Here is a 24,242-nt window from a genome sequence, read left to right on the forward strand (position 1 = left end):
AGCTTCCAAGCCGCGTCGCGCGGCCTTGCCCGCCATCTTGCCCGCGCAGCCTATTCCCGCGCCACAGATCAAGCCCGCTCCCGCCCCCAAGGTCACGGCGGCCAGCGCGCCACCACCGACCGACAATGTGCGTGTGCCCGATGCGGTGCAGATGTCGCAGCATTGGCGCGATCTGGCCGAACGCGCGCAGCCTCTGATCAAGCGTTTCATGGACAAGCAAAAGCTGGAAGCGCCCGAGATTCCCGGCTTTGATCCCTATAATCTGGCCAAGGTCATCTCCAACCTGTCCGCACAGGCCGCGCAAACCAATCCCGCCCATTTCCTCGATGCGCAACTGGGATGGTGGCAAGATTGGCTGGAGATATGGCGTCGCAGTTCGCGCCGCTTTCTGGGCGGAGAGACCGAAGGCAACGAACCTTTACTGCGCGCGCCTTCGGGCGACCGCCGTTTCCAAGACCCGGCCTGGACGGAAAACGCCGTCTTCAGCTTTATCAAGCAATCCTATCTGCTGACGGCGCGCAGCATGCAGTCGATGGTGGAGAAGGTGGAAGGCCTGGACGAAAAGACCGAACGTCGTTTGGATTTCTATGTGCGGCAATTCGTGGATGCCCTTTCGCCCAGCAATTTCCTGGGCACCAACCCGCAAGTGTTGCGCGAGACTCTATCCAGCGGCGGCGAAAACTTGATCAAGGGCCTGTCCAACCTGCTGGAGGATCTGGAGCGCGGCGAGGGCGATTTGCGCATCGCCATGACGGATGACAGCGCCTTTAAACTGGGCGAGAACCTGGCCATCACGCCGGGCAAAGTGGTGTTCCGCAATCATCTGATGGAGCTGATCCATTACGAGCCGATCACGCCCAAGGTGCATGCCGCGCCCTTGCTGATCGTCCCGCCCTGGATCAACAAATTCTATATTTTGGACATGCGCGAGAAGAATTCTTTTGTCCGCTTCGCGCTGGAACAAGGCCATGCGGTGTTCATGCTGTCTTGGGTCAATCCCGATTCCCGCCACCGCGACGTGAATTTCGAGGACTATATGTCCGATGGAATCCTGGCGGCACTGCAAGCCATCCACAAGGCGACCAAGGCCACGCATGTCAACGCCATCGGCTATTGCCTGGGCGGCACCTTGCTGGCCTCGACCATGGCGTTTCTGGCGGCGGGCGGCGCGCAAAAATTGGGTCTGCCTGCCAGTCTGCCGCAGATATCCAGTGCCACTTTCTTTGTCACCTTGATGGATTTCGCCGAGCCGGGCGAGTTAGAGGTGTTCATCGACGAAGAGCAAATCCACGCCCTGGAATCCCGCATGGCCGAGCGCGGCTATCTGGAAGGCCATGAAATGGCCACCACCTTCAACATGCTGCGCGCCAACGACCTTATCTGGTCCTTCGTGGTCAATAATTACCTGTTGGGCCGTGAACCTCTGCCGTTTGATTTGCTGTACTGGAACGCGGACTCCACCAACATGCCCGCCGCCATGCACAGCTTTTATCTGCGCAACATGTATCAAAGAAACCTTCTGGCCAAACCGAACGGCATCAGCCTGCACGGCGTGCCGATCGATCTACGCCGCATCAAGACTCCCAGCTTCTTCCTCTCCACGCGCGAGGATCATATCGCGCCATGGGCATCGACCTATGCCGGGACGCAGTTGCTGAAAGGGCAAAACCGCTTCGTTCTGGCCGGATCGGGCCATATCGCCGGAGTCATCAACCCACCCGCTTCGGGCAAATACGGCTATTGGACGAACACCCGTCTGCCTGCCGAACCGCAAGTCTGGTTGGAAAGCGCCAAGGCTCAAGAAGGCTCGTGGTGGCCGCATTGGGCGCAATGGCTGGGCGAACATGCCGGCCCCATGGTCACGGCCTGGAAACCGGGCGCGGGCGGCCTGAAAGCCTTGGCCGACGCCCCCGGCACCTATGTCCGTATGCGCATGGCCAGCTGACCGGAGCGGGACATTTCGATTGCAGACAAGGCCGTATCCTATCATTTAATATGGCCTTATAGTCCTCCTGCATTCACCTAGAAGGCTTGGGTACACTGGTCATGAAACCCGCATTGATATCCTTGATCAGTCAAGGGCTTCGTCTGGCGGCCCTGATCAGCAAATTCGTTTTGATCATGTATATGGGGAGATACCTTCCGCTAGATGATATCGGCTGGTATGGCGCGCTCATGGGGGCAGTGGTGCTGTACTCCAAGCTGGTCGGGATGGGCCTCAATTATGTGGTCAACCGCGAATGCGCCACGTTGGGACGTGAATCCCTCCTGGCCCTGCTGGTGCGTCAGTTCAAGATGTATGCTCCCGTCCACTTGGTTATCGCGCTAACCGCTTTGATAGCGGCCATCGCATTGAAAGAGCTTGATATCGGCCAGACATGCCTGATTCTAGCTATTCTGATCGGCGAGCATCTGGGACAGGAAACCTTACAGGTTCTGATTGTGCGCCAGAAGCAACTGATGGCTAATCTTACTTTTTTCCTACGCTCGGGCCTGCCATTCCTGATCGTGCCCATCCTGGGAATTCTGTTCCCGGAGACTCGCCATTTCAGCATGATCCTGGGCCTATGGTTGGTAGGGATCATCGTCTCTCTGGTGGTGGCGGTCATCGCGCTACGCCGGAATATCGCGCATGCCTCTCCCTCTCTTCCCCATGAACCTCGTCAATGGGATCGCGCTTGGCTGGTCGGTGCCTTAAAGGCCGGATTGTGGCCGATGTTTTCGAGCTTTGCCCTGGCAGGCAGCCTGTATGCGGATCGCTATGGCCTCAGTGTCTTTAGGAGTATCGAACAATCAGGGAGCTTCGTCCTGCTGTGGTCCTTTGCCAATGCCGTTTACGTCTTGGTCACGACGGGAGTCACGCAAATCAGCTATCCGCAAATGATTCATGCGTGGCGCAACGGAGAAAAAGATGTGTTCCGGCAGATCAAATCCCGCATGCAACGGCGTCAGTGGGCCGTCAGTCTGGGATTGTCCCTCGTAGCCCTTGGCTTGCTACAACCGATCTTGTCATGGTTGGGAAAGGCGGGCCCCGAACAGGCGTCGCTGATTTTCGGCCTATTGCTGGTAGGCTTTGCGTTGCGCGCCGCCGCCGATGGCCTGACCTGGACTTTTTATGCCCGTTCTCATGACCGCGACGTCGTGATCTTGAATCTCGCCGCGCTGGCCGTGGCGGCTCCGGCCACCTTAATTCTCGTGCCGATGGCGGGTATTCTGGGCGCGGCCATGGTCCTACCGATCAGCTCGGCTGTGGCGCTCGGGCTTGGCCTGTTCAAGGAACGGCGTTTGGTGGAATCACCGTAACGGGTCGCTGAAGGTCACGGCGCACCTGCTCGGCCGGAGCGCAGACGCCGTCCGTGTCCTGCAGGATGCCTCTCACATTCTCCAAGCTGGGCTTACCTTGACGATCCCAAGTCATAAGCCCATAGCCGTGTTCTCGATTCTTGATATCTTCCCCGCTATCCTGCCATTCGTAAATGATGGACAAGACGACCCTGGAATCGGCCCCGACCTTGAAAATCCCCGGCACCATCTGTGCTTGGCGCTCTGGCGTACTTATGGGATCGTCGGCTAAAACGGAATAGCCCCATTCGGAGGCGATAAGCGGTAAGTCGCGTCCGCCGCCGCGCTCGCGCATCACGGTACTCATCCAGTCATAGGTGGCGCGCGCAGTGGATGGATCGGTGGTGCGATAGGGGTGCAGGGAAATGGCATTTACACAGGCGCGGACATCCTGCGAGTCCATGACGGCGCGGAAGATCGGTTCGTCCGCGGCGGTGGTCTGAACGGGGAACTGCGCCCAACCCGGGCCGATGATCATGGCATCGGGGACGGCCTGACGCATGGTCTGACAAGTCTGCGCAAAAAGGCTTGCAAAAATTTTCGGATCCCCGCCTTTGGGCCAGAAGGTCGACGTTTCCAGATTGGGTTCGTTCCATATCTCCCAGATGGGGTCATAAGACAGATAGCGTTGTGCCGTCATGGCCGCAAAATTCGCAAAGCCTTCGATTTCCTGGGATGTGGCAGGCGCAGGACGTCCTCCCGGCAGATCGCCGCTGATCAATGTCACCAAGGCTTTCAGTTCTGCCTTGGCCAGCTTGGCGAAAAGATCATCAGCGGCGCGCCAATCGAAGACGCCTGGGCTGGTCTCGATGGCCTGTTGGCGTAGGCCAAAGCGCACATAGCTGAAACCGGCCTTGGCGATATCGGTAAGGTCATCTGAAGTGACTAAGGCAGGCTTGATCTGAACCCCGCAAGCATGTGCCCTGGCATCAGGGGCGTTCAGCGTCCCGGCCAACAATCCCATCAGAGCCAGAATTTTGACCATCGGCACGGGCGGCTGTCGTTGGGCCATGGGCATCCGCCATTCCTCTGTTGTCAAAATATTGGATCAGCTCGGCCACGACCCTGTCGCTGGCCTCGGCCAGATCCATGCGCCGCGCGACATCGGGTGGGCGATGGTCCACCTCACCCAGTATGCGCCAAATTTCCTCCACGCCAAATTTTTCGGGAGCGATCAATCGCTGCGGCATGTCCACGAGCTTGAAAAAGGATTCCAGTTTCGTATCCCACAGCAAACCTACCGCCGGAATGCCCATGGCATAGGCCACAATATGTGCGTGCAATCGGTGCGCGATCAGCACGTCCAGGCCGGATATCTGTTGGACCAATTCGGCGGGCGTGCTGGCGCGGGGCATGATGGTCAAATACGGCGATCCGGCCAAATGTTCGCCCAAGGACACCACCACCTCATTCAGCCATTCATGATCTTCTCGCGCGCCGTTGGTGAACACCACCACGCGGCGTTCTTGGTGAATCAGGCGGGAGATGATCTCGCGCCAGCAGGCCAGATGCTCGGCCACCACAAAGCCCGTGTCTTGGCCGGATTTTGTGTAGAACTTTAACTCGCGCGGGTCCGCCAGATTGATTCCAACGCCGCCCATTATTTCCGTCGGGCGGGTATAGACTTGCGCAGCCAAAAAGCCGGGGTCGCGCGCCAAATCCACTTGCGCTTCGGTCAGGTTCAGGTGATGGACCAGATGCTGACGAGATTCCTCGTCCCGCACGCTTAGCCGTACGGCCTGCGCGCGCCCTACCACGCGGGCAAATAGGCAGTGCGCCAATCGGCTCCATCGCGCCGAGACTCCAACGGCATGCAAGGCCGTGGCCGCGCCTTTCCGATGCGCCACCGCGTCCAGCGCGGCCAGCTTCATCGGAAAATTCAGGTGCATGTCGCATAGAAGGTTTCCACCACCGATGATGACGCGGTCGCCCGGCTTGATCATGCCGCTCCACCGCCGCGACCATCCGACCAATCGGACTGCCAGCAGCGCCGCGACCAGCACGGGCCGTGCTACGCGCGGCAAGATGCGCAATATACGCAGAGCCAGTTGCTTTTCAGGAAGATAGTCATGGCCGAAATGCGTGCGCCCGGCGATATCCAAAAACACAATTTCACTGGCCGGGTCATGCTGGCGCAAAGCGGCTGCCAGGCATTCGGCGATCACGCCGTCCCCCAGATTGTCGCTATAAATCGCGCCGCATATTACATAGCGGTGGCGGGACATGGGACCTCCCTCTTGATCAGAAAACGTTGTTCGCGCAGGGCCAATGCCGGGATCAGATAGGCGAACACGGACGAAAAATGCCTGAAATAACTGCCCAGATCCGGCTCGAACAGCCACAGCACCAGGACATGTGAGAGGAACAGCGTAGCCAATGTCTTCTCCCGCATGGCCCCGTGGCGCAATGACGTTCTCACAAGGCTGGCATAGATCAGCACATTGATGAACAGCACCATATCGCGCGCGGAGAGAAAAGAGACAAAGGGAAAGTTCAGCAAGATGGCCGCATAGACGTAGTTAACCAGGAAATGCCCCAGGCTGTCGGGCACCAGTGGATTGAAGAAGGCGGTGCGGTTATCGGAGAAGGCGATATATTGAGCATATGTGTTCGATTCGTCCCGCGTGCCTTGTAGCTGCATAAAAATGTCGTTTGGAACTAGCAAGATAGCGCTCGTCGCCAGTATCGCGACTACGATGCGCAAGGCCATTGGCAAGCGGGAATAGACCACAAGAGCAAGGAACAAGCCCAGGATCAGCAAGTAATAGTCGCGCACCAAGCTGCCATAGGCCAGGTATAGGACCAGGCAAGACACCATCACAGGCAAAAAGCCGCGCCCCAGCCGGGATGCTGCCAGGATTACAAATGAGATCATAATGACCAGGGTTTCTTTGGAAGGTGCAACCAAGCCCAAGATCAGCAAGGGAAATAAGATGGTCAGAGCCGTAATAACTCCCCCCCAACTGCGTAAGACCCGGAAGGTCATGACGATCATCGCACAGCCCAAACTCACGACCAGGCCTGTTTGCAGACCCTCGGGGAACAAGGCAAACATCGATGCGGTCATGTTAAAGGAGTCGCCCTCGGTGCCGATATCCTGGCCTGCCAGAATATCGGCGATCGTACCCGCGTCCACCATGAACTTGGCCGGCAATAGATCAAGCAGCGCGAAGCGGAACAGCAGATATAGACCCAAGGTCAGCATCATCATGATGGTGCGTATCGTTGGGTCGATGGGACGCGCCCAGATTTGAGACGCGTCGCTCCATCCTGCGCGCACGCGCGCAGGCACGTTTCGATGAGACGGAACAATCGAATAAGACTTCATTCTTTCTCGCAATCACTGAGTTCCATCTTCATGACAGGATGGTCTTGGACGATGCATAACGGAGTGTACCAAGCCCATCCACCGCTGCCCAGAGCGCATTTCGATATCTGGGCTTATTCCGCCACCAGAGATCGATAGATATCGAAGGTCTCTGCGCGATGGTCACGGTGTAGGCATAGATGTTCGAACCGCGCACGCGCGGCAGCGCGCATGGCGTGCAATCGATTCCCATCTAAATTCTGTAGCAGGCGAGTCAGTTGATCGGGATGGGCTGGGTCGAACAGAAAACCACTGACACCATCTTCGATCAATTCGGGCAGTCCGCCGCGTCGACTGGCGATGACGGGCGTGCCGTTACGCAAAGCTTCCACGGCCACCAGGCCAAAACCTTCAATTTGTGAAGGCATGACCAAGGCATCCATTCCCGCTAAGTAAGAGTCCACCTCGGTCTGCGGAACCCAGCCCGATTCTTGGATATGGGGACCAGGCGGCGCATGAATCTTGTCTCGCTCGCGGTCATAGCCACCAAAAGCTAGAAAGGCCATGTCAGGGCGTCTCACATGGCTGGTCGCAGTACAAAAAACGTCGTAACCCTTCTGTGGATCAAACCGTCCAAGAAAACCGATGGCCAGGATGCCCGACTTCAAGCCGAAATCACGTCTGGGGGCGGGCGGACAGTCACGAAGCGTGGTGGGTAGACAGTGAATGATGGAGTCCCGAATACCGATCCGTCGAGCCTGACGGGCTTCATGCTGCGAGATAGCGATGATGGCATCGCTGCGCCGCGCCAGCAGATTTTCGGTGACCTCATAGGCTAAACGCGCCGAGGTGGGGAGGGGTTGACTAAAGCTCCAACCATGCGGGCAATAGACGATCTTCGCATGCCCCCGATCCCAACGCCCCGGCAGGCGGCCATAGACTCCGGGAAAGGTGCTGTGCAGATGCATGATATCGGGGTTCAGGTCGCGCAATATCTTCCACAGTGCCGATAGGGTACGCGGTAAGGCCCATGGGCGGCGCGTGGTCGGGTATGGCACGAATTCCGGCGCGGCCGCGCGCAATTCGGGCGTTATTCGCTGTGGATCGCCCACCACGACCAGGCGCGAGATGTCCTTTTGCTGGCGTTGATGGTCCAGCAGGTCCAACAGATAGGTCGCCACGCCGCCGCGCACCGCCTCGCACAGATGCACGACGCACAGCCCCTTACTGTCGGGCGATCCGGTGGAAGACGGCGCGGTCTTTGTCAACACGTCGAGCCTTTTTTCAGTAAGGCGGGCAAAGTGCGCAGCAAGATGACCAGGTCATGCCACAGCGACCAATTACGCGCATACCATGAATCCAGGGCCACGCGCTGCCGGGCGGTGAGGGAGTTGCGTCCGCTGATCTGCCACAACCCCGTGATGCCGGGCCGCACGCGCTGATAATGCGCGATGTCGCCGCCATAACTGGCCGCTTGATCGGGAAGAATGGGGCGCGGACCGACAAGGCTCATCTCTCCCCGGAATACGTTGATCAATTGCGGAAGCTCGTCCAGGCTGGTCTTACGGATAAAATCGCCCACACGGGTGATGCGCGGGTCTTCGCGCAGTTTCCATGTGGTTTCCCATTCGCGGCGGATATCGTCGTTCTCGGCCAGGAAACGCTGCAGCTTTGCCTCAGCGTTAAGCTCCATACTGCGGAATTTCAGGCAACGAAACAGACGCCCGTCGCGGCCCACCCGCAGGCCCCCGTACAGAGCCGGGCCACCATCCAAGCGTACCAAGGCGGCGATCAACAGCATCAAGGGGCTAAACAGCAATAAAACGCACCCCGATACCATGATGTCGAAAGCTCGTTTCAGCGACAGAGCCAACACATCGGCCAATCCATCCTGATGCACCAGGAACAAGGTGTCCTGACCCATAAAGTAATGGGGTTGCAGGTTGATAACAGGCATCGTTTGATAGGGTGGCACCAAGATAAAGGGCACGCCTTGGCGGGCAAGATCGGCCAAGACTTCTTGATGACGATCCAATACTGCCGCCTCCAGGGCCAGCATCACGCCGCCGCTGGCGCCGCGCATTTCGCACAGCCCCCGCCAATACAGGGCTTCGCCCACATGGGTCAGTGCGGATTCGGGCAATTGGCCCACGATCTCATACCCTGTGCCGTGGTTCGCCTGGATCGTCTCATGCGCGGCCCTGGCCAGAGGGCCTTCGCCTACCATGATGATCGGCAATCGCCATAGGCCGGATTTTCTCAGAACCCAGCGCGTCAGCTGACGCATGCAAGGCAGCAGAAGGGCTGCCGCCAGCCACGCCGATCCCACCCATAGGCGGGAGAAATCTTCGCGCATCGCGAATTGCACAAAGCCGTCGATGATGAATCCCGCGACCAAGGCGCGCAGTGCCTGTCCTGTTTCCGTCCAAAACGGTAGGCGGCGATGGTAATGCCCCTTCATCCCCATCCACAAAACCACAAGCCCCGCTACGAATAGGTAGGTCACCAGGCGATCTGTCATCTCGATACCAAGTTCGGGCCGGGGCTTGCTGGGGTCCAAAACCATGCCCACCGCGTTGGCCAACAGGCCGCCAGTGGCGAAGGACAAGATGATGGCAACAATATCCGACGTAACGAGGCTAAGGGAGACAATATGCCGCGACAACGGGTGCGGGGGAGCCTTGATTGGCACAAGATGGTCATGGGCCAAATCACCTGCGATCACGCGCAGACGGTCCAACCCATCTTTGGCACGCATCTCCCATTCCAGATCAGGTGTGACCGGTTTCGGAGCGCCTTGCATGTCAGGCGTGGAGGTGTGGGCAGGAGATGCGGGCAACGCGTCCGCTTTAGAATCGCTCGCAAGTAGTCCTTGTTGGGACAAAACAGCCACTCCCAATTGCCGCGATATCTCTATTGGCCCGATCTGATTCGGCAAGCAAGAATGATCGCGATATAATTTCCGGTAACGAACTTGTTACCATATGGAGTGTAGGGGAATTTAAATTCTGTGTAAATTTCTTTTTTGTTTGCTAACCGATGACCATTCTCTCACGGCTTGACCTGTTCTTGCAGATATCGCATGAACGATCTGGCCGCCGATGAGGGGCGGAATCTCCATTACGAAGGGAATGGTCATGAGCGCATCGCAAGGCGATTTCTTGTTCACCAGTGAATCAGTTGCCGAAGGTCATCCCGATAAAGTGTGTGACCGCATTTCGGATACCATCGTGGACATGTTCTTGCGCGCCGATCCCCATGCGCGCGTGGCGGTCGAGACCATGGCGACCACCAACCGCGTCATATTGGCCGGTGAGGTGCGCGGTCCGGAAAGCATCACGCCCAAGGAAATGGAGCATGCCGCGCGCGAGGCCGTGCGCGAGATCGGTTACGCGCAAAAGGGCTTCCATTGGCAATGGGCCGATGTGCAAATCTATATTCACGCGCAGTCCAGCGATATCGCCATGGGCGTGGATGCTGATGGTTCTGCCGACAAGGACGAGGGCGCGGGCGATCAGGGAATCATGTTTGGCTATGCCTGCAACGAGACTCCGGCGCTGATGCCCGCCCCCATTTGGTACGCGCATCGCATCTTGCGCGCCATGGCCGAAGCGCGACATTCGGGCGCGACGCATCAGTTGGGGCCGGACGCCAAAAGCCAAGTCACGCTGAAATATGTGAACGGCAAGCCAGTGGGCGCGCATTCGGTGGTCGTCTCGACCCAGCATGACGAAGAGGTCGACCAAGCCCAGGTGCGCGAGATCGTGCGGCCCTATATCCTCAAGGTCCTGCCCGAAGGCTGGATGTGCGAGGACAATCAGCTTTACGTCAATCCCACCGGACGCTTTGTGATCGGCGGTCCTGACGGCGATGCGGGCTTGACCGGGCGCAAGATCATCGTGGACACCTATGGCGGCGCGGCCCCGCATGGCGGCGGCGCGTTCTCGGGCAAGGACCCCACAAAGGTGGACCGCTCGGCGGCTTATATGGCGCGTTATTTGGCTAAGAACGTCGTGGCGGCGGGGTTGGCCGATCGCTGCACCATTCAGATAGCCTATGCCATCGGCGTATCGCATCCTCTGGCCGTGTACTTGACCACCCATGGCACCAATAAGGTGGACGAGGCCAAGCTGCTTAAGCGTCTGCAAGAGATGGTCAATCTCAGCCCGCGCAAGATCCGCGAATATCTGGGCCTGAACAAGCCCATTTACGCGCGGACATCAGCCTATGGCCATTTTGGCCGCGATCCGGAACCCGATGGCGGATTCTCGTGGGAAAAGACGGATTTGGCCGAGGCGCTGAAAAAAGAATTCGGCGCGTAACGCAAAACTGCAAGATGCAAAACGCAGCCATGGCGGAAACGCCATGGCTGTTTTTTGTGGGGACATGATTGGATGTGGCCGACGCCATCTTCGGGGGTTCTGGCCTATCCGGCAATCGTTCGAAACTGGGTTTGCCAACAAGAATCAATCTCCAAGCCACCCATCATCCCCATGCGGTCCGAAGAATTCGTCCATAGAAGGGCGGCTCACCTCTCATCGGGACGTTCGGGCGCGTCTTTTTCTAACTCTTTGGCGGATTCGCGCAGGTCTTGGGCTTTTAGGCGCAGGGGCGAGCCGGTGGGAAGTTGCTTGATGGCGGCTTCGGCCATGCGGCGGGCTTGCTTGGCATCGCCCCGGGCCAGGGCTTCTTCGGCCAGGGCGTAGGTGGCGGCGGGTTGGTCGCTCTTGCGTCCCCAGGCGGTGGCCATCAGACGCCACAGGGAAGGTGTTTGCGGTTCTTGGCGCAAGGCGGCCTGAAGCTGGGCGACGGCCTCATCCAACAGGGCCGGGTCTTGGCTTTCCAACAGGGCATGGGCCAGGGCGCTTCGCAGCAGGGGCGAGTTGTCCGCCAAGGCCACGGCGCGGCGGTAATCTTCGACCGCCAGGCGCGGTTTGCCGTTTTCCAACAGCATTTGGGCCTTCATCTCGTGGAAATAGGGATTGTCGGGTTCGGCCTTCAGCAAATCCTGGATTCCTGTCATCGCCTCATCGAAACGGTTGCGCATATGCAGGGCCTGAACCCGCGCGTAACGCGCCTCGATGCGCGGATCGGCCGCGCCATAGCGCAGCAAAGCGGCCTCGGGCTGCATATAGCCCAGCAATTTTCCTTTCATGCGCTCGAAACGCTGGGCGAAGTCGGGGGGCAGCGCGTTGATGCTGCTGGGCGAAGACGCGATATGCGCGCGCACCGCCTCGATGCGGTCCAGGCTTAGGGGATGGGTGCGCACAAAGGCGATTTGGCGATCTGTGGGCAGCAATTCCTGGCTTTGCAGCTTTTCGAAAAAGGTCAATAGGCCGCGCGCCGACCATCCGGCGCTGTCCAGGAAACGCAAGGCGGCGGCATCGGCGGAGGATTCTTGCGTGCGGCTGAAGCTAAGGAAACTGCGCTGGGCGATATTGGCCGCGCCGCTCATCACCGCGCCGGTGGCGTTGCCGTTGCCGGTGGCCACGCCCGCCGCCACACCCAGCACAAGGCCCAAGATCGTCTCGATCGAGGCGTTGCGGATGGCGTCGCCCGAGCGCAGCAAATGCCCGCCCGATATATGTCCGATCTCATGCGCCAACACGCCCACCAATTGCTCGGGGCCGGTGGCCGCTTGGAGCAATCCGGTATGGATAAAGACATTCGGCCCGCCCGCCACATAGGCGTTGATGGCGGAATCGCGCACCAGCACAAAGCGCGCGGTCTGCGGGTTTAATCCGGCAGCTTGCAGCAAAGGCGCGGCAAAGACGCGCAGCGTGTCTTCGATCTCGGCATCGCGCAGGATTTGGATGCCGGGACCGGATGCGGCCCTTGCTGGCGGCATAAGCATGGCCAAGGCCAACACGGCGCACAGCCCCAGGCGGCAGGCATGGGCAAAGCGGCGTCGAAGGATCGTCATCTTCATGGGGGGATAGCCTGACTTATAACCATGGCATAAGCTTGGCATCATTCATAAAGCTTCATCAACCGCCGTGATTGAGATGAAGAATCTGCGATTCAGCACCAGCGTCAAAGGCGGGTGATGGATGCCCGCATGCGCGAGCATGACTCGTGGAGAGGGTGGTTTTTATATGAATCGGCATGGCTTGTTGTGATCCTCCCTCTCTTCATGCGTCACTCCCGCGAAAGCGGGAGTCCATCACTTCCCCTGGCCGATGGCGCTGTGTTTCAGAAAAGAGTCTGCGATTCAGCACTAACGTGAATGGCGGGTGATGGATGCCGCATGCGCGAGCATGACTCGTGGAGAGGGTGGTTTTTATATGAATCGGCATGGCTTGTTGTGATCCTCCCTCTCTTCATGCGTCACTCCCGCGAAGGCGGGAGTCCATCACTTCCCCTGGCCGATGATGCGGGAATTCAGAATAAAGCCCATACGGGCTAACCCATCAAGGACCCCAAGCTTTGCCCTGGCCGGGCGGCGATGCCAGATTTATGCAGACCAGGCGTATCCGCGCTTAGGATATCCCGCCTATCTTATAAACCGATCCTGCAACTGAACGGTCATGGTGCGCAAAGGGCGATAGGGAAGTTCGGTCTTGCCCCATGGATTAGACAGGTCTTTATTTCTCTTGCCAATCTGCGCAGCAAGCTCAGCCATGGCGATATACTGACGAGAAGGCATGGCCGCGGTATCGCCATTGGGCGTCCCCATGCGTTCCAGAATAGCCTCGGCATACAACTTATACCTATTTGCAAGAGCGGTCAGGGTCATTGACAAGACATCCGCCAGACCTTCTTCAGGATCTGTGCTCGGCTGATGCGTATCGGGTGAGGCAAAAATATCCACTAATTTCTTAACTCTCCCGAGCTTTATTGAACCGCGCGCTCTAGGGCTTTTCCACAGAATGCGGCCGATATTACGGACGGCTTTGTGCTTGATGTACGGCTGGTCGCTGTCAAGTCCGCTTGTGGCGATCTCCAGGGCGGATCGCGCGATGCCCAAGGACAGGCTTCTATCGTCGCGCAGCGCAAGGGCTAGGGCAAACTGTAATAGGGATGGATCCACACTTGCGTCTTCTTCAACAAGACGATCCAGGGCCTCGATAGCTTTGAGGGGTCCGTTCTTCTGTCTAATCAGTGTCCCAACCATCCCCCCGATCAGGTTAGATTTTTCATTTAAAACGTGCCGCATCGCCGTGTGATAATCATGCTTGTTGGGCTTGGTAACATTATATGCCACAAAACGCCCATAGGCGACCGAGACATCCATCATTCCAACACCTATGAAGGCATCGGGGGAAAGCACCAGGCGACGCACAGCGGCGGCAGCGCTTGTCACTTTGCTCTTGTTCTGCGCGAAGCCCTGGCGCGTATCGTCTGTCTGCTTGTCGGTGGGCATCAGGCCTGCATCCATGGCCTTTGTCATCACGTTGCAGGCGGCGGCGATAATGTCGGTCGTTTGTTCGGTGACACCAAGCTTCAATATCTGAGAGCAGGTCTTCCATAATCTGTCAATGCGCTGCGGATCGTCTTGGGCCAAAAGATGCAACAGGCGCAGCGCGGCGACATCGCTGCGGTCGATAGGGGGATATTTGTGATTGTGGACGGCAAGCTCTTCCAACCAATCTTCTTGAGCCATTCCATGGGTTGTCTTCGCATTCTCGTAGGCGCTGGTTACCACCCTCAGCATTCGTGCCAGATTGGGCTGCGGTTCGCCATGATGCATGGACAGCAGCATCACAACCTTGTCGTTAAGTTGACGAACCTTACATTCTCTTGGAGGAATATCTTTCCAGATATGCCCAAGGGACGCCTCTAATTTTGTGGCGACGCCTCTGTCTTTTTCGTCATAGATCGCCTCTATCAGCCAGTCTTCTTCTCTCCTGACGGCGTCTATCTTATGGTCGGTAACCTTGCCTAAGATATCGGCTCCTGCCGAACGAATCTCGGCGGGTTGATCGGCATCCAGGGCCAGTTTTGCAATCCCGATGGCCAGATCAGCTTGCGGGTCTCCGCAATTGTAACTGACTATCGTTTTCTGGAAAGATTGGATGAATTCAACCCGCGCCTGGATGGCTGCGGGCGTGTGCCCAGCTGCTTGATTCCATGCCTCGGTCACATCATGAAGAGAAAGTGTTTGAGATTGATGCGCCATTGCCGGGTTCCCTTGTAGCCAAAAGGTCATTGGCGAAGGATAATATGCGCATGATAGGCATTAATCAATAAGACGGTAATATTATGATCTCAACACTATTTAGAGTTGTTCGGCCCGCATTTGCAATGCCTGGCGCAACGAATTAGGCAGACGCGCGGGCGCGCCGCTGGCCAGTTTCATGCAGACCAGGCGTATCTTGGCGTCCGCCAGGTCGGTTTCCTCGCGCCGGACCATCTGATGTAGGGAAAAACTGGCCCCGCCGACCTCTTGAACGCAAGTGACGACATGCAAAGCGTCGTGCAAGCGGGCAGGGGATAGATAGTCGATCACACATCGGCGCACCGCCAGCACCAAGCCCGCCGCATCCATCTGCGCCAAGACCTCAGGGGCCAGCAGGCGCAAACATTCCATGCGTGCGCGTTCAATCAGGCGCAGATAATTGGCGTAATAGACGACACCCGCCGTGTCGGTGTCCTCGTAATAGACGCGCACGGGGAATATATGCCGCTCATCGCGCCAGAATCCGGTGGGGGGCATTTCGTATGCGGGAGATGTCATGTCACAAGATTCCTGTCAAAGCGGGTGGGGCGGCCTCCTCGCTTTCCGCGTCCAAGCCCGGCAGGGCCAACATCATGGGCGGGGTTCTGCTGTGGCTCATCTTCATAGGGCCAGTATAACATTTCTTGTCATATCCTCTAATCTCTAGATGCCCGAGATTGTCGCGCGTGCAGAGACGTTCGAACCCAATGCCTCATCAGCAAGGATAGAAAAGGCAGAGCGGCCTTCTGCCAGATTTTGAGGCGGCCTTGGTGTGCCGGTGTAAGAGCGCCAAATAACCGGCGCAACGTCCTTGCTAAGGGCTTGGCTGACTTTGCCCCGGCTGATCAGGTGCCCCTTGCTTCTGCGGTTCTGTGGGTGCCGGAACCAGTTTCATGCCCATGGGCAATTGCAGATTGAAGGGGGGCGCAGGCGCGTTCGCGGGTTTGACCTCCTGTTTAGGCGGAGCCAGGGTGGGCATCCATTCCACGAGAAGCGCAGCGCCATCGGCCAGGAATGGCCGTGTTTGGGCCTTGGACAGCCATATCGGCTGTTTGCTCCCCACGGACATTTCAACAGTATGAGGCGTGTTGCCCATGGGCTCGGTCGTGGGCGGCTGGCGGACCGCTGTGAGCGTCCCATGTGAACGCGGCGTAGAATCTTCGGGGGCGGGGGGCCATATCCATGTGCTTCCCAGATAAACCAAAGTCATGATCAACGCGCCGCGCGCCGCGCCGAATACCAGGCCCAACGTCCGGTCGATCATGCCGATGGCCTTGCCGCGCAAGATCAGCCCGGCGATCAAATGCCCTACGATCAACAATGCCAAAAGACTGATGGCGAATAGGCCCAGTGCGGTCACCCCATCGGCAATGCTGGGGGAGGAGATATGCGCGCGCACCAGCGGCGAGACATCTTTGAATAGTGCGTAAGCCACCACGCCCGCGCCGATCCAGGCGGCCAGGGAAAACACTTCGCGTAACAAGCCGCGCGCCAATGCCAGCAAAGCCGACAACAGAACCACGCTCAAGACAATGATATCGACGGCCATCATGGCGAAAGGTCCTTATTGACAAGACAAGACGATACAGCTTAACGCGCTTGTTCTTAAAGCGCCACGAGGTGTCAGAAAAAACATGATTATGTTTCTGTACGGGAATATTTTGACGGTATGTAACAGGTGGAGACGCGAATCATCCCAATCTAAAGGTGATTCGTTTTGAGGTGCTGTGTGACTACAGTTCGTATCTCGGGGACCAAAAAAAACGCTTGACAGGGCAAAATAGTGACCTATCTGCAACTCATAAGGGAGATATCATGTCTTTTTCTATGCTTACGACTAATTTTTTGACTTAACGATTGACGAGACAACGTGACCTTATCAGCATTTGACTACTGGTCTCACATCGCGACCTTACAACAGGAGATACCAATGGTGACCAAGAAGGCTCCGGCCAAAAAGACTACGACAGCCGTGAAGAAGGCTCCCGTGAAGAAGGCTCCGGCCGCCAAGAAGACCGCGACCGCTGTCAAAAAGGCTCCGGCCAAGAAGACCGCGACTGCTGTCAAAAAGGCGCCCGTGAAGAAGGCTCCGGCCGCCAAGAAGGCGCCCGCCAAGAAGGCTGCAGCGAAGAAGTAGTCTTTCTGTTCTTCAGTAACCGCCGATCCATTCCGATCAAGACAATCGGAACCGGGTCGGCGGTTCGCATTTGGACAACGAAGACCTGGCAGGAAGATGCCAAAACGGAGCCTGACGGCTCCTTTTCTTTGGGAGCGTCAGATATGCCAAGGCCTTGCGTCCGATAAGGAATCTTGGGAAAGATCACACCCATGACGCGGCAAAAGCACAGAAAAAACGTATGGCACCGTTTCGCCAAGGCTATGCCTTGGCGGGAATTGGCGTGTTTTTCCGCGATCGGCGTGGTGGGTTTGCTGGTTGATATGGGAGTCTTGATGATGGCGGTGCATGGGTTGGGACTTGATCCCTATAGTGGCCGGCTGCTGTCATTCTTGGCGGCGGCCACGGGGAACTGGGCTTTGAACCGCTATGTTACCTTTAAACGCCATGATCGGGGCGCGCCTTTGCGGCAATGGGCGCGGTATCTGGCGGCCAATGGCGTGGGCTTTGCCGTCAATTACAGTGTGTATGGGCTGCTTGTCGCTTTGGCTCCTATGGTGAAGGCTCAACCCTTGTGGGGTGTGGCCGCCGGATCTGTGGCGGGGTTAGGGGTCAATTTCTTGGCCAGCCGACGTTTCGTCTTTCGCGCGCATCCACCACGCTGACAGCCGCCTTCTCTCGTGCTAGAACCAACGACACACATCAAACCATACACACGGATTTATCAGGGGGAGTCGCGCATCATGTCCTATATCGTCACGGAAGCCTGCATCAAATGCAAATACACCGATTGCGTGTCGGTTTGTCCCGTGGATTGCTTCTACGAGGGCGAGAACATGTTGGTCATCAATCCAGATGAATGCATCAGTTGCGGCGTGTGCGAGCCGGAATGTCCGGCCGAGGCCATCATCACCGACGCTCATGCCGATGCGCCGCGCTGGGTCGAGGTCAATCGGGAATACGCGGCCAAATGGCCCAATATCAGCCGCAAGAAGCCACATGCCGAGGACGCCGATTCCTATAAGGGTGTCGCGGATAAGTTCAAGCAGCATTTCAGTCCCAAGCCGGCCGGTGGCTGATGGTGCTGCATTCGGTTCCTATCCCGGATTGGCGGAGCCAGGCAGCATGACGGTCAAAGACATCAAGATAGGCGACGCCATCCACGAGATGACTTCGGACGACCGTTATCTAGAGCACATCGCCCAGGATTTCGAACCGCATATGATCAAGCTGTTCGACGTCGTCATCAATAAGGGCGATACGGTTTTGGATATCGGGGCCAATATTGGCTGTTGCGCGCTTTTTTACGGCAGCAAGGCCAGGGAGGTTCACGCTTTCGAGCCGTCGCCCAGCACCTTCAATCTGCTGCAAACAAATATCGATAAGGCCCGGATGCCGCAGGTCCACGCGCATAATATCGGTCTAGGCATTAAGAAGGCGACCATGCCGCTCTCCTTCAGTCCGAACATGCGCGCGGGCGCGTTTATATCGGACAAAACCCAGCCATCTTCGGGGCATGTCATGGAAAGGATATCCATCCGAAAATTGGACGATGTGGTGCGATCTTTGAGGCTTAGAAGGGTCGATTTTATCAAGATTGATGTCGAAGGGTTTGAGATGAACGTGATCAAGGGAGGGCGGACGACCTTGCGCAAGCACCGACCGGTTGTGGTCTTGGAATTGAACCATTGGTGCCTGAACGCCTTCCAACGCCTCAGCGTTCCGGAGTTCTTCGATTTTCTCCGCTCGATTTTCCCCATCCTTTATGCGGTCGAGGGCGATTCCTATATGAATCTGCATGATCCGGGCGAGAGCTATATCGTCATGTATCAGCACATCGTTCGCAATTTCCGATTCTCGAATATTGTGGCCGCTTTCGATCCCTCGCAGATCGTGCGTTTCGATGGAAGCTATCACCACGGCTTTCATCAGGCCTAGGCGCTGGCTCGGTCGACTTCGACGGATTCGGACGAGGCGGTGATGACAATCCCGGTGGCTCAGTTTGGATATGGGAAAACAGATCAAAGATCTGTCCCGCAAGATCAGGTAATGACAGCCTAACGAACAGGCCTATCCCGGATAACGGAAGCCAAGTTGGTTCAGCATCTGCGTCTCGTGCGGACCGAGGGGATTGCCGGGGCGTAGGCGGCCGGCGGCCATCTCGTCCATCGCCATAGCGATGATCGTCTTAGCCTTGTCGTCGGTGATCTGGAAACGCCGGACCTGCGTTTCCACCATGCTTGCCACATAGGACAAGGTTCGATAGCCCCGATCGCGCAAAACATGCGCGGAATGCATATCGACATCGGCGCGATCAAAGGCGTTGACGCTGGCCAGGCGGTCATAGGCTTCGTCCAGTTTCGCAAAGTCGCATTCTTCGAACACGTTGCGGATATTGGCGGCATAGTTCTGGGTGATGAAGACGATCTGGTCAAAGCCTATCTCATGCGCCATGGTCACGGCGCGGTCGAGTTCCTTGATGTTCGGTTCAAGGATCACCCAGTTCCAGCGCATATGCCGGATCACGCCTTCTTCGCGCCAGCGCTTCAGGCCTTTTAGATTGCGTTCAAACGTCTCCCACGATGCGCCGATCCGCACAAATTCATAGCTTTCCTTGCTGCAGCCATCGCCCGAGACGGACAGGCGTTCGAAATGGTTGTGGCGGATCTCCTCCATCAGCTCGTCGGAGAAACGTGTCAGATTGGTGGTGATGCCAAGGCGTATGCCGCGCGAGGAGAAATAATCGCTCTTCATGCGTTCCACGAACGGCTTGAAGATGAACGGCTCGCCGTTGCTGCTGGTATTGAATTGTTCCATCTGGCCAAGGTCAACGATCTCGTCCAGCTCTTGCATTGCCGCATCGACATGCTCTTGATTGACGATAATCTTCGCGTTTCGGCACATGCGGCAAGCCAGATTGCACCCGTCGTCGATATCGTGCAGCACATATTGCGGGCCGGTGGTCAGAACCTTGGCGCGTGCGTTGATCTGCTCGATAATGTCGGGATGCGGGGGGGCTTGCGGCGTGGGGCTGTTCAGGACCGGGCATATCTCGGTTCGGCAATGCCGGTCATAGCGCCCGGAATAGAACGAGTCGCGCATGTCCTGGATATGGGGGCCGTTCCACGCGCCTTTCATCACGCCGGATTCGCGTATGCCGCCATAGCTGTTGTACTGGTTCAGCCATCCGGGGCAGGCGCAAGGATACATGCTGCCTTGTCCGGTCACGCCCATGAAATTGAAGGGGTAATAGCATTTGAGCGGCGCGATCACGAAATCCCGGATGGAGTCCGTGCTGCGGATGCCGTCGAAGACAAATCGGGTGTCGGGGGACAACGCTGTTTGCTCTGCTTCCGTCCCGACGGCGCCGGCGAAAAGCCGCACGATCGCCCGGTCACCGGACAGCATGATTTCAAGTCGCGCGCCAAAGGATTCTCCCCAGGAGCGGATCGTGACCCGGTTCAGGAGACGCCCGTCCGCTCTTTCGATCACCGCAGTGATGGGAAGCGCGACCTCGCGTCCTTGCGCCGGGCGAATGCCGTCCAGGCGCAGCATGGCCGCCTGGCGCGTCAGACATAGGGCAAAGGCTGGCTCTAAGGTCAGCGTATCATCCGAAACATATTCCGGTCGCGTCGCTTCGCGGTGATGCGCCGCCGGTACCTCGATCAGATCAGCCCAGGCGGGCGCTGTTGCCACGCCGGACTCGGCGTTGGGATCGCGGTACATCATGTCTTGCCTCTTCATTCGCGGCTTGTTTTGCGACTTCTCGTGCGAATTCTAGAGTCCCATGGTAAAGCCTTGGTTAAGGACACGACTTGTGCGTAGCGGTCATGGTGGTTTCGGAATCATCATCGATGGGCATAGGACGGCCACGGGCCTAAAGGATGGACTTTGCTAACCATTTCAGGCGACAAATAGGATATCGGCCTCAAGCGTCAAACCGACTTAGGTCTTGATGCCCTGTTTCCTCGGAGTTCCCCCGCCTCTATGCCTGCCAGACCGTTTCGTTTTATCCGCCGCGTGGCGTTCGAGATCGTGGCCTCTGTGCTGGCGGTGACGCTGGTGTTGGCCGGTGGTCTGGCTTGGCGTCTGGGCGAGGGGCCGGTGACCTTGGACGTGCTGGCCCCGTATCTGGCCGAGGCCCTCAGCGTTCCCGAACGCGGTCTGAAGGTCGCCGTGCCGCATGTTCAATTGGTGCGTCAGGATCAGGATATACGCCTGCGCATCGCCAATGCTCGGTTAGAGGACATGGCGGGGCACTCTTTGGCCGCGTGGTCTTATTTGGATCTGCGCCTTAATCTGGCGGCGTTGCTGGGCGGCGGCGGCAGTTTGGCGGCGCTGCAAATCGACAATCCCAGCATGACGATCATTCGGCGCGCGGACGGCACATGGTCTTTGTTGGCGACGGATGCCGCAGATCCTGGACAAGCCCAAGGACAGCAAGAATCGTCGGGCCTAGGACTTCGCGCCTTATTGGCGGCGGTGCCTGCGGTGGAAGTGCGCTTGAATGCCGCGCGCGTGAAGATACGGGATGAGTCCCGGCCCGATCAAGCGGCCTGGGACATGGAAATTCCTTCGGTCAGCCTGTCGCGCCAAGGGCAAGAGGTGGTGGCCGATTTGTGGCTGCGCCGTCCTGGTCAAGAGGGCGATATTCGCGCCAGCTTGCGTCAAGGACGCGAAGGGGGCGATGTGCGCACGGAATGGACGATCCGTCATGTGGATTTGCCCGCGTTTTTGCTGAACGCGCCCTTGCCTGCCGATCTATCGCCCTTTGTGGGGGTGGTGACGTCTCCGCTTTCAGGGCAAGGCCAGGCGCGATTGTCGGCCGATGGCGAGGTGATGGAGGTTCAGGCCAAACTTGAAGCCGAGGCCGGGCGCGTGGATATCCCTGGTGAGACAGCCGGGGGTGAGACAGCCGGTGTCGCGTCGCGGGGTAAGGTGGAGTTCGATCATCTGGCCTTGTCGCTGGCCGTAGCGCATGAAGGTCCGGCGCAAATGCGGATGGAATTGCGGCAAGGTCCCGCGCGCCTATCGGCGCAGGTCGATGCCGGACCAGCCCAGCAGGGAATCAGGGAATGGTCTGGCCAGGCGCAAGTGGCCGATGTGCCGATGGACGATCTGGGCCGCTTATGGCCTCAGGGCTTTGGAACCAACGCGCGCGATTGGATCATCACCAATATGCACGAAGGCCGGCTCAGCGAGGCCCAGATGCAGATTCAAGGCCGCTTTACCCAGACTCCTTCCGATGGCAGCGAACCGGTCAGCGTGGCGGGTTTGTCGGGAACCGTCGCGATCGAAGGGGTGCGTGTCCATTATATGGAAGGCTTGCCCGATGTAACGGAAACCAAGGCCTTCGCGCGTTTCGACATGAACGGCTTTGATATCGATGTCTTGGCTGGAAAAATTGAAAACCTGCCGCTATCGCCCTCGTCCAAGCTGACCATTCGCGGCTTGTCCGATCCCGAACAGGTGATGGAGGTGTTCGCCCGACTCTCTGGTCCCTTGGCCCCCGTGCTGGATATTTTGGATAGGCCGCGTTTGGGATATCTGTCTTCGTTGGGGCTGGGGCCTAAGGCTTTCTCGGGGCAGATCGAGGAATTGGCGCTGGATTTCCGCTTTCCCTTGCTGCGCGACCTGCCCGCCTCCCAGTTGGTTTATGCCGCCAAGGCTAAGTTGAAGAACGTGCAGGCTCAAGGCGTGTTGCCGCGCCTGTTGGCCCAGGCCGATCATCTGACATTAAGCCTAGACCGCCAGGGCATGGAGCTGGGCGGCCCCGTCCTCCTTAACGGTCAGCCGGTTGCCATGACCTGGCAGGAAAAATTTCTGCCGGAGGCTTCTTCTTCGGATCCCGTTTCTGCCGCCGCTCCGGCCTGGCAGCGCCGACTGACCGTCAAGGGCAGCGTCGGTTTGGCTCAGGTCTTGGAGATGGTGGGCGGAATGCCGCCGGGCCTGCGGGGCGGGAACGGCAAGATGGGGCTGGATTTGAGCTATGAGTCTCTGCCTTCGGGCGAGGCGCGGGTGGCGGCGCAGGGCGATTTGACCCAGGCCAGCCTGTCGGTGCCCTTGTTGGCATGGAGCAAGGAACCGGGTTCTCCGGGCGCGTTGTCCTTGAAGATCACCTTGCCGCGGCAGGGCGGCGTGTCCTTGGACCGTCTCAGTCTGATGGCGGGCTTGGACTCTTCCGAGATGAAGGTCGAGGGGGCTTTAAGCATCGCCAAAAACGGGAGCTTGGATTTCCTGCGTCTTGATACCGTGCGCCATGGCCGCACCGATATGACGGTGGCCTTGCGGCGGGTGGGCGGTCAACTGGATGTGACTTTGGCCGGGCGCTCCTTGGATACCCAAGGGCTGTTTTCGGGCGAGGGGTTGGATTCTTTGGAGGCCGAGGTTGCCGTGGACCAGAAGACGCCGCCGTCCGCGCCGTCCGCCGCACCGGCATCTGCCCCGGCCACGCCCACGCCCTTGCGCGTGCAGGCCGATATGGAGCAGGTGTGGTTCGAGTCTGGCGCGTTGCGCGATGTGCGTCTTGAAGCCGCGCGCGAATCCGGGTCGTGGTCGGCCTGGCAATTGACCGGCAAGATCAATGACGAGCGTAGCTTAAGCGCCCGATTCAGCACATCCGCGCCCGGTCGCCGGGCCTTGGATATCCGCATCTCGGATATGGGCCTTCTGTTGCGCGCATTGGGATGGAGCAAGGGCGTCGTGGGCGGCGCGGTTTCGGCCACGGCCGAAGGTCCGCCCGACCGCCTGGAAGGCAAGATATCGGGGACCTCGTATCGCCTGAAGGGCTTGCCCTGGTTGGCGCAGCTGGTGGGTGCCGTGTCGCCGATTGGCCTTGCCGAGCTTGTGGGCGGCGAGGGGATCGCCTTTGATCGCCTGGACAGCCGCTTTGTCTGGCAACCGCGCGAGCAAATCATCACCTTGGTCGAGGGTCGCACCGCCGGGGCTTCGTTGGGCATGAGCGCGGATGGCACGATCGATATCGGCCAATCGCGGCTGGATGTGCGCGGCACGGTGGTGCCGGTCTATTTCCTCAATCATATTTTAGGTTCGATCCCCTTGTTGGGGACGTTGCTGACGGGCGGGGAAGGGCAGGGATTGTTCGCGGCGACCTATTCCATGACGGGCGATTTGGATGCGCCCAAGCTGCAGATCAATCCCGTCAGCGTGTTAGCCCCGGGGTTCTTGCGCAATCTGTTCTTTATGGGATCGGACAATGCGGGCAAGGAGTCGCCTGTCTTCGTGCGTCCAGAAGCCGCCAAGCCTGCTCCGTCCGCGCCGCCTCTTCGTTAATGGGCATCGATCGATCTTAACGATGA

18 protein-coding genes are annotated in these 24,242 nt (G+C 58.3%); 8 read left to right on the forward strand and 10 right to left on the reverse strand.

Annotated features, from left to right (window positions below):
* Window positions 1-151: 151 nt before the first annotated feature.
* Both phaC and IPI58_07455 read left to right on the forward strand, forming a co-directional pair.
* Window positions 152-1,945 (forward strand): class I poly(R)-hydroxyalkanoic acid synthase, encoded by a 1,794-nt coding sequence (gene phaC, locus IPI58_07450; protein QQR70075.1) that lies wholly within the window; start codon window positions 152-154, stop codon window positions 1,943-1,945.
* Between the two features lie 101 nt (window positions 1,946-2,046).
* Window positions 2,047-3,303: a hypothetical protein gene (locus tag IPI58_07455; protein QQR68674.1), complete on the forward strand. Its 1,257-nt coding sequence runs from the start codon at window positions 2,047-2,049 to the stop codon at window positions 3,301-3,303.
* Here IPI58_07455 and IPI58_07460 read toward each other — a convergent pair.
* The 5 genes from IPI58_07460 to wbaP all read right to left on the reverse strand — a co-directional run bounded on the left by IPI58_07460 (window position 3,272) and on the right by wbaP (window position 9,488).
* Window positions 3,272-4,354 carry a cellulase family glycosylhydrolase gene (locus IPI58_07460; GenBank protein ID QQR68675.1) on the reverse strand — a complete coding sequence of 361 codons (1,083 nt, stop codon included), beginning with the start codon at window positions 4,352-4,354 and terminating at the stop codon, window positions 3,272-3,274. The two genes, IPI58_07455 and IPI58_07460, sit on opposite strands and share 32 nt — an antisense overlap.
* Window positions 4,272-5,567 carry a polysaccharide pyruvyl transferase family protein gene (locus IPI58_07465; GenBank protein ID QQR68676.1) on the reverse strand — a complete coding sequence of 432 codons (1,296 nt, stop codon included), beginning with the start codon at window positions 5,565-5,567 and terminating at the stop codon, window positions 4,272-4,274. The genes IPI58_07460 and IPI58_07465 overlap by 83 nt, the downstream gene beginning before the upstream one ends.
* Complete coding sequence (locus IPI58_07470) at window positions 5,546-6,670, reverse strand: hypothetical protein (protein ID QQR68677.1); 1,125 nt, start codon at window positions 6,668-6,670, stop codon at window positions 5,546-5,548. The genes IPI58_07465 and IPI58_07470 overlap by 22 nt, the downstream gene beginning before the upstream one ends.
* Window positions 6,671-6,783: 113 nt before the next feature.
* Complete coding sequence (locus IPI58_07475; protein ID QQR68678.1) at window positions 6,784-7,920, reverse strand: glycosyltransferase family 4 protein; 1,137 nt, start codon at window positions 7,918-7,920, stop codon at window positions 6,784-6,786.
* Window positions 7,914-9,488 (reverse strand): undecaprenyl-phosphate galactose phosphotransferase WbaP, encoded by a 1,575-nt coding sequence (gene wbaP, locus IPI58_07480; protein QQR68679.1) that lies wholly within the window; start codon window positions 9,486-9,488, stop codon window positions 7,914-7,916. Before wbaP ends, IPI58_07475 begins: the two co-directional genes overlap by 7 nt.
* A 298-nt stretch (window positions 9,489-9,786) precedes the next feature.
* Between wbaP and IPI58_07485 the strand changes: the two genes are divergently transcribed.
* Window positions 9,787-10,971, forward strand: coding sequence for a methionine adenosyltransferase (locus IPI58_07485; protein QQR68680.1), 1,185 nt, complete (start codon window positions 9,787-9,789; stop codon window positions 10,969-10,971).
* A 206-nt stretch (window positions 10,972-11,177) separates the two neighbouring features.
* Here the strand turns inward: IPI58_07485 and IPI58_07490 are convergent, their stop codons facing one another.
* The 4 genes from IPI58_07490 to IPI58_07505 all read right to left on the reverse strand — a co-directional run bounded on the left by IPI58_07490 (window position 11,178) and on the right by IPI58_07505 (window position 16,359).
* Window positions 11,178-12,578, reverse strand: coding sequence for a M48 family metalloprotease (locus IPI58_07490; protein QQR68681.1), 1,401 nt, complete (start codon window positions 12,576-12,578; stop codon window positions 11,178-11,180).
* 564 nt (window positions 12,579-13,142) lie between these two features.
* Complete coding sequence (locus tag IPI58_07495; protein ID QQR68682.1) at window positions 13,143-14,768, reverse strand: hypothetical protein; 1,626 nt, start codon at window positions 14,766-14,768, stop codon at window positions 13,143-13,145.
* 99 nt (window positions 14,769-14,867) lie between these two features.
* Window positions 14,868-15,305 (reverse strand): YbgC/FadM family acyl-CoA thioesterase, encoded by a 438-nt coding sequence (locus IPI58_07500; protein QQR70076.1) that lies wholly within the window; start codon window positions 15,303-15,305, stop codon window positions 14,868-14,870.
* Between the two features lie 316 nt (window positions 15,306-15,621).
* The gene (locus IPI58_07505) at window positions 15,622-16,359 is read right to left on the reverse strand and encodes a CvpA family protein (GenBank protein QQR68683.1); all 738 of its coding nucleotides are present in this window, start codon (window positions 16,357-16,359) and stop codon (window positions 15,622-15,624) included.
* 378 nt (window positions 16,360-16,737) lie between these two features.
* Between IPI58_07505 and IPI58_07510 the strand changes: the two genes are divergently transcribed.
* The 4 genes from IPI58_07510 (at window position 16,738) to IPI58_07525 (ending at window position 18,861) form a co-directional block, all read left to right on the forward strand.
* Window positions 16,738-16,944 (forward strand): hypothetical protein, encoded by a 207-nt coding sequence (locus IPI58_07510; GenBank protein QQR68684.1) that lies wholly within the window; start codon window positions 16,738-16,740, stop codon window positions 16,942-16,944.
* 242 nt (window positions 16,945-17,186) lie between these two features.
* The gene (locus tag IPI58_07515; protein QQR70077.1) at window positions 17,187-17,588 is read left to right on the forward strand and encodes a GtrA family protein; all 402 of its coding nucleotides are present in this window, start codon (window positions 17,187-17,189) and stop codon (window positions 17,586-17,588) included.
* A 78-nt stretch (window positions 17,589-17,666) separates the two neighbouring features.
* Window positions 17,667-18,002 carry a ferredoxin family protein gene (locus IPI58_07520; GenBank protein ID QQR68685.1) on the forward strand — a complete coding sequence of 112 codons (336 nt, stop codon included), beginning with the start codon at window positions 17,667-17,669 and terminating at the stop codon, window positions 18,000-18,002.
* Window positions 18,003-18,048: 46 nt separating this feature from the next.
* Window positions 18,049-18,861, forward strand: a complete 813-nt coding sequence (locus IPI58_07525) for an FkbM family methyltransferase (GenBank protein ID QQR68686.1) — start codon at window positions 18,049-18,051, stop codon at window positions 18,859-18,861.
* A 132-nt stretch (window positions 18,862-18,993) separates the two neighbouring features.
* Here IPI58_07525 and IPI58_07530 read toward each other — a convergent pair whose 3' ends face one another.
* Complete coding sequence (locus IPI58_07530; GenBank protein ID QQR68687.1) at window positions 18,994-20,652, reverse strand: radical SAM protein; 1,659 nt, start codon at window positions 20,650-20,652, stop codon at window positions 18,994-18,996.
* Window positions 20,653-20,910: 258 nt separating this feature from the next.
* On the opposite strand from IPI58_07530, the gene IPI58_07535 reads away from it, so the two are divergent.
* Window positions 20,911-24,216 carry an AsmA-like C-terminal domain-containing protein gene (locus IPI58_07535; GenBank protein QQR68688.1) on the forward strand — a complete coding sequence of 1,102 codons (3,306 nt, stop codon included), beginning with the start codon at window positions 20,911-20,913 and terminating at the stop codon, window positions 24,214-24,216.
* Window positions 24,217-24,242 lie beyond the last annotated feature (26 nt).

It is taken from the genome of Alphaproteobacteria bacterium, assembly GCA_016699305.1.
Lineage (GTDB): Bacteria > Pseudomonadota > Alphaproteobacteria.

Excerpts from the sequence above, each read along its gene's own strand:
- phaC (QQR70075.1), top strand. The coding sequence starts at position 152 with ATGTCGCAGCATTGGCGCGATCTGGCCGAACGCGCGCAGCCTCTGATC.
- IPI58_07455 (QQR68674.1), top strand. The coding sequence starts at position 2,047 with ATGAAACCCGCATTGATATCCTTGATCAGTCAAGGGCTTCGTCTGGCG.
- IPI58_07460 (QQR68675.1), bottom strand. The coding sequence starts at position 4,354 with ATGGCCCAACGACAGCCGCCCGTGCCGATGGTCAAAATTCTGGCTCTG.
- IPI58_07465 (QQR68676.1), bottom strand. The coding sequence starts at position 5,567 with ATGTCCCGCCACCGCTATGTAATATGCGGCGCGATTTATAGCGACAAT.
- IPI58_07470 (QQR68677.1), bottom strand. The coding sequence starts at position 6,670 with ATGAAGTCTTATTCGATTGTTCCGTCTCATCGAAACGTGCCTGCGCGC.
- IPI58_07485 (QQR68680.1), top strand. The coding sequence starts at position 9,787 with ATGAGCGCATCGCAAGGCGATTTCTTGTTCACCAGTGAATCAGTTGCC.
- IPI58_07490 (QQR68681.1), bottom strand. The coding sequence starts at position 12,578 with ATGAAGATGACGATCCTTCGACGCCGCTTTGCCCATGCCTGCCGCCTG.
- IPI58_07495 (QQR68682.1), bottom strand. The coding sequence starts at position 14,768 with ATGGCGCATCAATCTCAAACACTTTCTCTTCATGATGTGACCGAGGCA.
- IPI58_07500 (QQR70076.1), bottom strand. The coding sequence starts at position 15,305 with ATGCCCCCCACCGGATTCTGGCGCGATGAGCGGCATATATTCCCCGTG.
- IPI58_07505 (QQR68683.1), bottom strand. The coding sequence starts at position 16,359 with ATGATGGCCGTCGATATCATTGTCTTGAGCGTGGTTCTGTTGTCGGCT.
- IPI58_07510 (QQR68684.1), top strand. The coding sequence starts at position 16,738 with ATGGTGACCAAGAAGGCTCCGGCCAAAAAGACTACGACAGCCGTGAAG.
- IPI58_07515 (QQR70077.1), top strand. The coding sequence starts at position 17,187 with ATGCCTTGGCGGGAATTGGCGTGTTTTTCCGCGATCGGCGTGGTGGGT.
- IPI58_07520 (QQR68685.1), top strand. The coding sequence starts at position 17,667 with ATGTCCTATATCGTCACGGAAGCCTGCATCAAATGCAAATACACCGAT.
- IPI58_07525 (QQR68686.1), top strand. The coding sequence starts at position 18,049 with ATGACGGTCAAAGACATCAAGATAGGCGACGCCATCCACGAGATGACT.
- IPI58_07530 (QQR68687.1), bottom strand. The coding sequence starts at position 20,652 with ATGATGTACCGCGATCCCAACGCCGAGTCCGGCGTGGCAACAGCGCCC.
- IPI58_07535 (QQR68688.1), top strand. The coding sequence starts at position 20,911 with ATGCCTGCCAGACCGTTTCGTTTTATCCGCCGCGTGGCGTTCGAGATC.